Origin of the sequence: Saccharothrix hoggarensis, from assembly GCF_042678885.1 — a bacterium.
Classification (GTDB): domain Bacteria; phylum Actinomycetota; class Actinomycetes; order Mycobacteriales; family Pseudonocardiaceae; genus Actinosynnema; species Actinosynnema hoggarensis.
Window position 1 is genome coordinate 1 of the sequence record NZ_JBHTLK010000458.1, and the last position, 1,798, is coordinate 1,798.

1 protein-coding gene and 1 pseudogene are annotated in these 1,798 nt (G+C 75.9%); one reads left to right on the forward strand and one right to left on the reverse strand.

Features of this window, described 5'->3' with window-relative positions:
• Nucleotides 1-1,362, forward strand: a 1,362-nt coding sequence (locus tag ACFQ3T_RS36360) for a LuxR C-terminal-related transcriptional regulator (RefSeq protein WP_380730671.1), incomplete at its 5' end; no start/stop codon positions are given.
• A gap of 133 nt (nt 1,363-1,495) precedes the next feature.
• Here ACFQ3T_RS36360 and ACFQ3T_RS36365 read toward each other — a convergent pair.
• Nucleotides 1,496-1,798 (reverse strand): annotated as a pseudogene (locus ACFQ3T_RS36365) (hypothetical protein); the annotation flags it as partial.

The following is a 1,798-nucleotide window of genomic DNA, read 5'->3' on the forward strand; positions in this document are numbered from 1 at the left end:
CGGTCGCGGTGCGCGGTCGTCGTGCTGAGCAGCCTGTTCCTGGTCGGCCGGCTCGCCGAGGCGTTGCGGCTCGCCGACGCGGAGGTGCGGGCCGGGGACGCGCCGGCCGCGTTGCACGCGCAGCGCGCGCTGCTGCTCGTCTTCACCGGGCGGCACGCCGACGCCCTGGCCGCCGCCGAGCGGATCGAGGCCATGCCGGTCACGTCGGCCGCCGAGGGCGTGGTGGTGTTCGACCGGCTGGCCGTCATCACGTCCATGCTGTTCCGGCACGACAAGACGGTGGACTACGCGAACCGGTCGTTGCGCGCGGCGGCCGGTCAGCCGGCGCTGGAGCTGCAGGCGTTGGCGGTCGGCGCGTCGACCGGCGCGCTGGCGGGCCTGGTGCGGGACGCGTCGTGGCGGCTGGGCCGTGCCGAGGAGCTGCGGGAACGGACCGGCGGCCACGCGTTCCGCGGCGAGCTGGAGATGGCGCGGGTGGCGCTGGACTGGTTCGGCGGCGCCTGGGACGCCTGCCTGGAACGCGTGGGGCGGGCCGCCGCCGAGCTGGAGTCGCGGCAGGAGCTGATGATGCTCGACGGGCTGCGCGCCATCGAGCTGGAGGTGCGCACGTGGCGCGGCGAGCTGGACGTGGCCGCCCGGCTGGCCGCGTTCCCGCCGCCGACGAGCCCCAACATGTCCCGCCTGCACGCGCTGGCGATGGCCGGCTACCTGGCCGCGCGCGGTGACGCCCCCCGGGCCCGCGCCACCCTGGTCGAGGCCGTGGACGACGACGGCATGACCGCGTACGCGTGCGTGCTGCTGGGTCGCCTGATCGAGTTGGATCTTGCACACGATCGGGTGGAAGAGGCGCGGCGGACCGTGAAGCACCTGCGGGTCGTGTCGGCCGATCGGGTGGCACCGTGGAGCCGCACCACCGTCCGGCGGGTGACCGGTGTCGTCGAGCGGGACGCCGACCTGCTCCGCGAGGCGGTGCGGGAGGCGGAGGACGGCGGCCTGGTCTTCGAGCGGGCCCGGGCGCAGCTCGCGCTGGGCCTGGTGGACGGCGGGGCGGTGCCGGAGCTCCTCGACGCGTACGCCGTGTTCCAGCGGCTGGGCGCGCACGGCCTGCGCCGGCAGGCCGGTGGCCGGCTGCGCGACCTGGGCGCGAAGGTGCCGCGGGCGAGGACCAAGACGCCCGGCGTGCTCACCGAGGCGGAAGAGAACGTCGCGCGGCTCGTGCAGCAGGGCATGCGCAACCGCGACATCGCCGCAGCCCTGCACTACAGCCCGCGGACGATCGAGGTGTACCTGTCGCGCGTCTACGCCAAGCTGAACGTGTCGTCGCGGCTGGAGCTCGCGCGCGTGCTCGACGGTCGCGCTTAGTTGTCGTGGAGTCCCGACTAACCGGTCGGTAACCCCGCCGTGTTGCCTGGGTGACGTGGAGGTCATCGCGGACGCACGCCGCCGGTCACGGCGCGCCGGACCCGCTTCGGCGTGGCGGGGTCGGCGTGGCGGATCAGGTCGCGGCGGCCCGGTGCCCGGCGTTCTGGTGTGCGGCGGCCTGATCCCCGGCGTTCTGGTCCCCGGCGGCCGGCGGCGGCGCGCCGAACACCTCGGCGAGCAGCGCCGCGGCCTCCTCGGGCGCGCGGACCTCCACGTGCAGCTCACCGCCGGACAGCCGCAGCCCGAAGTCGAAGAACGCGCAGCACCGCTGCTCCGCGACGGCGAGCTCGGCGACCTCGCCCGCGAGGTCGGCGGGCAGGCGGAACCGCAGGCCGCCGTCGACGGCCTGCCGGTCGTCGGCACGGGCCAGCAGCCG